Genomic DNA, 6026 nt, shown 5'->3' with positions numbered 1-6026 from the left:
GTTACATACAAGCGGTCGGCAATGGATTGCGCCTGCTTGTACAGTTCACCGCCGCCGATGATGAATGCTTCTTCCTGTTCAATTTGCCGGGCTGCTTCAATTGCTTCGTCTAACGAATGCACAACGATAATTCCGTCGTAGTTGAATTCCGCATTGCGGGTTACCACAATGGAGGTGCGGCCCGGCAGCGGCTTCCCAATAGATTCAAATGTTTTTCTTCCCATGATCATCGGGTGGCCCAACGTCAATTGCTTAAACCGCTTCAAATCATCCGGCAACCGCCACAACAACTCATTATCTTTTCCGATTACCCCGTTATCGGCTACTGCTACTATTATTGACACCACCATTTTTTACCAATGTTTTATCGCTCCTTGCTACCGGTGTTTCATCGCTATGCGATTTTTGTTTGTACTATGCTTTTTTTGTTACCGACGTTTTACCGCTCCTTGTTACCGATGTTGCATCGCTCTGCGATTCTTTGTACTCGTCTTGCGGAATTTTTCTGTGTTATGTCGCTCCGCAACTTTCGTTGTAACGTAAGTCGCGGAGCGACGTAATCCCGGTAACAAGCGTGGCTCTCGATCCCGCTCCAAGTCGCATCGCGACGTAATATCGGTAACAAAGAAGTGTGCTGAGTCCGAACAAGTCGCGTAGCGACGTAATCTCGGTGGCAAGTCTGGCTCTCGATCCCGCTCCAAGTCGCGTAGCGAAGAAACATCTGTAGCTACTCTGGCGCTTTGAAGATGTATGCTTCGTTGTAGTCGACTTCGAACTTTTCTAAAATCGATTTGTATTCTTCGACAAATTCTACTTTTCGATGGTGTTCTTTTTGCCGCTCGATATATCGGATCACGTTCCTTATAGCAGATTTACTATAAGAGAATACACCATAGCCTCCCTGCCACTCAAACCTTGTTTTACAATACCCCTGATTGTTGATCCATTGCGATGAGTCCGCTTTGACATCCTGCATTAATTCTGCAATGCTCTGGGTAGTTTTAAACCCGATCAGCATATGTACGTGATCAGCAGTTCCGTTAATTGCCAACATCTTGTGTTTGTTCTTCTGCACAATGCCGGTTATGTATTTGTATAAATCATTTTCCCAGCCAGGGTTAATGAGTGCGGCGCGGTACTTTGGTGTAAAAACAAAGTGCAGGTGTACCTGCGAATAAGTGTTTGCCATAAAAGATAGTGTTGTAAGTGTGTAATTGCCCGCTCAACTTTTCAGAGCCGGTAACCTCTCAGGAAATCCCCGATTTGCATTCTCTTTTTTCCTTCCAATTGTAAAACCTCAATCCCGATCCAACTGTCCGCCGTTTTGAAATGGAGGTACGTTTTCTGATCCGTCCTGAACTCGCCTGTTTCTCCTTCCTCGTCTGAATCGGTCAGGAAGGTTTTAAAAATTTTGCAGGAAAGTCCATTCAAAATAGTCCACGCGGCGGGGTAGGGAGATAAGCCTCTTACAAAGTTATGTATTTCAAGAGCCGGCCGGTCCCAGTTGATTTCACAAGTTTCCCGGAAAATTTTGGGTGCTAACTTAATGTTTTCCGGTTCTTCCTGAGGTACCTGTGGGTATTCACCTGCTTCGATGGCCTTCACCGTTTTCACGACTAATGCCGCACCTTTCTCCATCAAACGGTCATGTAAAGCTCCTGCATCGTCTTCCGGAGAAATGGGCTCTTTGTCCTGAAAGATAATCTTGCCCGTATCAATGTCTTTTTCGATAAAAAAAGTGGTAACCCCGGTTTCAGTTTCTCCATTGATCACCGCCCAGTTGATAGGCGCCGCGCCGCGGTAATGCGGCAGCAGCGAGCTGTGCAGGTTAAATGTACCTTTCGGCGGCATGTTCCATACAACCTCCGGCAGCATCCTGAATGCGACTACCACCTGCAAGTCCGCATTGTAAGAACGGAGCTGTTCCAGAAATTGAGGATCGCGCAGCTTTTCGGGCTGTAAAACAGGTATTCCCTGCTGCTCCGCATATATTTTCACCGGCGAAGCTGTCTGCTTTTGTCCCCGGCCAGAGGGCTTGTCCGGCACAGTGACAACAGCCACTACATTAGAATTGCTTTCGACCAGACTTTGTAAACTTGGGACCGCGAAATCCGGCGTTCCCATAAAGATTATCCTAAGTGATGTTGACATAGACACATACTGCTTTTGCAGAATTATGGTGTTACCATTCACAAATATTGTTATTTTTGTCGTTCTTAAAAGCAAAATATGGTGAACTCCAAATCACATAGTAACCGAAAAGACGAGGTCTTCTAGCCCATTTCTACGAGTGTAGTTACTCTTGTAGAGCGGTCTTTGAGCCGTTCTTTTTTTTTATCTGACAATTCAAAAATTTAATAAGACTTAAAACCAAAATAAAGTCATGGCTAAAATTTCATACTATACGGAAGAAGGATTAACAAAGCTGAGGAACGAGCTGAATGATATGAAAACCAAGGGCCGCACTGCTATTGCTGCACAAATTGCGGAGGCTCGTGATAAAGGAGATTTGAGTGAGAATGCTGAGTACGATGCGGCAAAAGATGCGCAGGGAATGCACGAAATGAAAATCGCCAAGCTGGAAGAAATCCTTTCGAATGCCCGGGTTATCGACGAATCTGCTATCGATAATTCCCAGGTCTCGGTCCTCTCCAAAGTGAAGATCAAAAACCGTAAGAATGGAATGGAAGTTACATACACGTTGGTTTCCGAAGAAGAGGCGGATTTGAAAGCCGGTAAGATTTCCGTTGGTTCGCCCATCGGCAAGGGTTTATTAGGCAAAAAAGTAGGGGAAACAACCGAGATCAAAGTTCCGGCAGGCTTGATGGAATTTGAAGTACTGGATATCAGCAGGTTTTTGGAATAAGCAGAACTGGTAAAAGAAGGATCGTTGATTAGCAACAGTCCTTCTTTGCTGTCGGCTGTCGGCAATCGGCAGTCGGCTTTTTTTTGAGCTGGCTGCTTAGTTCTGCACCGGATGAGAATTAAATATCTTGTTTCCATAAGAATATAGTAGTAATCCGCACAGCCGAAAGCCGACTGCCGACAGCCGATAGCTGACACAACCGACAACTCTCCACCTCTATGTCCCCCAAAGGCATTACCCTCACTGTCTCCTTCCTCCGGGTTGAAGCTATGGCCGTTTTTCCCTTCATTTTGCTGAAAAGCAAATCCCCAAGCCGCTTCCTCATCAATCACGAACGCATACATTTGAAACAGCAACTCGAACTCGGTTTGGTTGTGTTTTACCTCTGGTACTTCATCGAATATTTTATCCGGCTGGTTCAGTACAAAAAACATTATTTAGCCTATCTTCATATTTCCTTTGAAAGGGAAGCTTATCAGCATCAATCCGATCTCGGGTATTTGAAAAAAAGGCGTTTCTGGGCTTTTTTGAAGTATTTGAGAAGGTGATGAAGTTGTTTGTGAATGCTTTTTTTCTCAGGTTTAAAGTACTTTTTAGTCCCAATTTTAAAATCAAAATATGGCAGACAAGAACGTTGAATTTCTTTATAAGTATTTAAATAATGCATCGCCCACCGGCTTTGAATCAACCGGTCAGCAGATCTGGCTTGATTATATCCGGCCTTATATTGAAGAAGAAATTATTGATACTTACGGCACGGCAGTAGGTGTAATTGGTCCGGGGCAGGATTACAAAGTAGTGATCGAAGCGCATTCCGATGAAATTTCATGGTTTGTAAATTACATTTCCGACGACGGCTACATTCACGTCCGCCGCAATGGAGGTTCCGATGCTGCTATTGCTCCTTCTATGCGTGTTAATCTGCATACCGCGAAAGGCGTGGTAAAAGGTGTATTCGGCTGGCCCGCTATCCACGTGCGCGACGTCGCCAAAGACCAGGTGCCGAAAGTACACGAGCTGTTTATCGATGTCGGCGCTGCCAAGAAGGACGAGGTTTTTGAAATGGGCATTCATGTAGGTACCGTCGTAACCTTTGCCGACGGGCTTGACGAACTGAATGAAAAGTACTATGTAGGTCGCGCGCTGGACAACAGAATGGGCGGCTACATGATCGCGGAAGTAGCGCGTATGTTGCATGAAAACAATGTAAAGCTTCCATTTACATTATATGTCGTAAATGCAGTGCAGGAGGAAATCGGCTTACGCGGAGCAGAAATGATCGCCCGCAGGTTAAAACCGGACCTGGCGATTTGTACCGATGTGACCCACGACACGCAATCGCCGATGTACAACAAAAAAGAGCAGGGCGACCTGAAAGCAGGCAACGGTCCGGTAATTTGCTACGGACCGGCTGTACAGAACAATGTGCGCGACCTGCTGATTGATGTTGCAAATGAGAAAAGTATCCCTTTTCAGCGCCAGGCAGTAAGCCGCTCAACCGGAACGGACACCGATTCTTTTGCTTACTCCACAGAAGGTATTGCATCCGCATTAATTTCTCTGCCGCTTAAATACATGCATACCACAGTCGAAATGGTGCATAAGGAAGACGTCAAGAATGTAATTCAACTGATGTACGACGTGCTTTTGTCCCTCAAAGGCAACGAGGATTTCAGATATATTAAATAGACTTGTCAGCCTGTGCAGCCCAGGCGGCACAGGCTGACAAAACAAAGGACCCAAGCAACCCATTTAAACATCGACAACTATGAAAATCAATGACAAATGGACAACCGTGTTCGCGGTAGGGGAGCCGCCATCAATCCCGACAACAAGTTTTTCAAGCTAAGTACCGAGTACACTTCCGAAGACTGGCAGCAATGGGAAGAACCTGAGGTGAATCCTAAAACCCAGTTTATTGAAGAACAATCCAAAACCTTACTAAGCGTCTCCGACAGTCCCGACCTCGGCGCTTTTCATTCCATTAATCCCTACCGGGGTTGTGAGCATGGCTGCATTTATTGCTACGCCCGCAACTCTCATGAATACTGGGGTTACTCGGCCGGACTTGATTTTGAAACCAAGATCATAGTCAAGAAGAATGCGCCGCAGCTGCTCGAAAAGCTTTTTAATTCCAAAAAGTGGGAGCCGAAAAGCATTCATATTTCGGGAAACACAGATTGCTACCAGCCCGGCGAAAAGAAGTACGGAATTACGAGACAGTTGCTCGAGATATGTCTGCGCTATCGAAATCCGGTTAGTGTTTTAACTAAAAATGCATTGATCCTGCGGGATGTGGATGTTTTGGAAAAATTGGCAAAGCTCAACCTGGTTCACGGTGCAATCTCCATTACCTCGCTGAATGAGGATCTGAGACACAAGCTTGAACCCCGCACGGTAACCGGAAAGCGGCGTTTGCAGGTGGTAAAAACCCTAACCGAAGCAGGAGTACCAATGGGCGTGATGACAGCGCCGATCATTCCCGGCTTGAACGACCACGAGATTCCGACCATCATCGAAGCTGCTGCTGAAAACGGCGCATTGTGGGCTAACTATACGGTTGTAAGGCTAAATGGCGCAATTGCCACATTGTTCGACGAGTGGGTACACCACCATTTTCCCGACCGGGCAGCAAAGGTTTTAAACCAGATCAAAGAATGCCATGGCGGTCAGGTAAATGATTCCAGGTTTGGGCTGCGAATGGTAGGCGAAGGAAGTTTCGCCGAACATATCCGGCAATTGCATAGTCTCGCTTGCCGCAAATATTTCAAAGGGAGAGAACTCCCGCAGGTGGATACCAGCCAGTTTATGCGTGCGGGACAAACGCGGCTGTTTTAGATTTCATGCCACGAATGCACGAAGCAGGCACGAATTTTCGTGTTCCATTCGTGCATTCGTGGCAATAAAAAACTTAGTTTTAGAAAAACCAATCCTGATCCTATGAAAACCCTTTTAACCGCATTTAGTCTGACGCTGACCCTCGGCTTGCTAGGCAACTGCGTCAATTCCTCCGCTTCCAAAAGCCCGGTACTATCAGCAAATGATTCCATTCATACCGGCGGAGTTGAACAGGCAACCAAGGTGCCAGTCACTGCTGCCGACCAGATTTCGGAGTATGTCGGTTACCTGAAAGGTAAAAAGGTAGGGATTGTGGTCAATC

At 46.2% G+C, this 6026-nt stretch carries 7 protein-coding genes and 1 pseudogene; 5 read left to right on the top strand and 3 right to left on the bottom strand.

Features of this window, described 5'->3' with window-relative positions:
- From ACTIE6_RS15440 to fmt, 3 genes are all read right to left on the bottom strand, one after another.
- Window positions 1-350, bottom strand: a 350-nt coding sequence (locus ACTIE6_RS15440) for a dihydrofolate reductase (RefSeq protein WP_439557490.1), incomplete at its 3' end; no start/stop codon positions are given.
- A gap of 377 nt (window positions 351-727) precedes the next feature.
- Window positions 728-1189: an IS200/IS605 family transposase gene (gene tnpA / locus ACTIE6_RS15435; protein ID WP_439557489.1), complete on the bottom strand. Its 462-nt coding sequence runs from the start codon at window positions 1187-1189 to the stop codon at window positions 728-730.
- A gap of 41 nt (window positions 1190-1230) precedes the next feature.
- Window positions 1231-2151 carry a methionyl-tRNA formyltransferase gene (gene fmt / locus ACTIE6_RS15430; RefSeq protein WP_439557488.1) on the bottom strand — a complete coding sequence of 307 codons (921 nt, stop codon included), beginning with the start codon at window positions 2149-2151 and terminating at the stop codon, window positions 1231-1233.
- Between the two features lie 232 nt (window positions 2152-2383).
- Here fmt and greA point away from each other — a divergent pair, with 232 nt between their 5' ends.
- From greA to ACTIE6_RS15405, 5 genes and pseudogenes are all read left to right on the top strand, one after another.
- The gene (gene greA / locus ACTIE6_RS15425; protein WP_056281065.1) at window positions 2384-2866 is read left to right on the top strand and encodes a transcription elongation factor GreA; all 483 of its coding nucleotides are present in this window, start codon (window positions 2384-2386) and stop codon (window positions 2864-2866) included.
- 218 nt (window positions 2867-3084) lie between these two features.
- On the top strand, window positions 3085-3414 hold the full coding sequence (locus tag ACTIE6_RS15420) for a hypothetical protein (protein ID WP_439557487.1): 330 nt from the start codon (window positions 3085-3087) through the stop codon (window positions 3412-3414).
- Window positions 3415-3484: 70 nt separating this feature from the next.
- Window positions 3485-4555: a M42 family metallopeptidase gene (locus tag ACTIE6_RS15415; RefSeq protein ID WP_439557486.1), complete on the top strand. Its 1071-nt coding sequence runs from the start codon at window positions 3485-3487 to the stop codon at window positions 4553-4555.
- A gap of 96 nt (window positions 4556-4651) precedes the next feature.
- Window positions 4652-5704: a PA0069 family radical SAM protein gene (locus ACTIE6_RS15410; protein WP_439557485.1), complete on the top strand. Its 1053-nt coding sequence runs from the start codon at window positions 4652-4654 to the stop codon at window positions 5702-5704.
- 102 nt (window positions 5705-5806) lie between these two features.
- A pseudogene (locus ACTIE6_RS15405) lies at window positions 5807-6026 on the top strand (DUF1343 domain-containing protein); the annotation flags it as partial.

This window comes from Dyadobacter sp. (assembly GCF_051859145.1).
Classification (GTDB): domain Bacteria; phylum Bacteroidota; class Bacteroidia; order Cytophagales; family Spirosomataceae; genus Dyadobacter.
The sequence above is the reverse complement of the archived record's forward strand: the minus strand, read 5'-3'. Positions and strand labels throughout refer to the sequence as shown.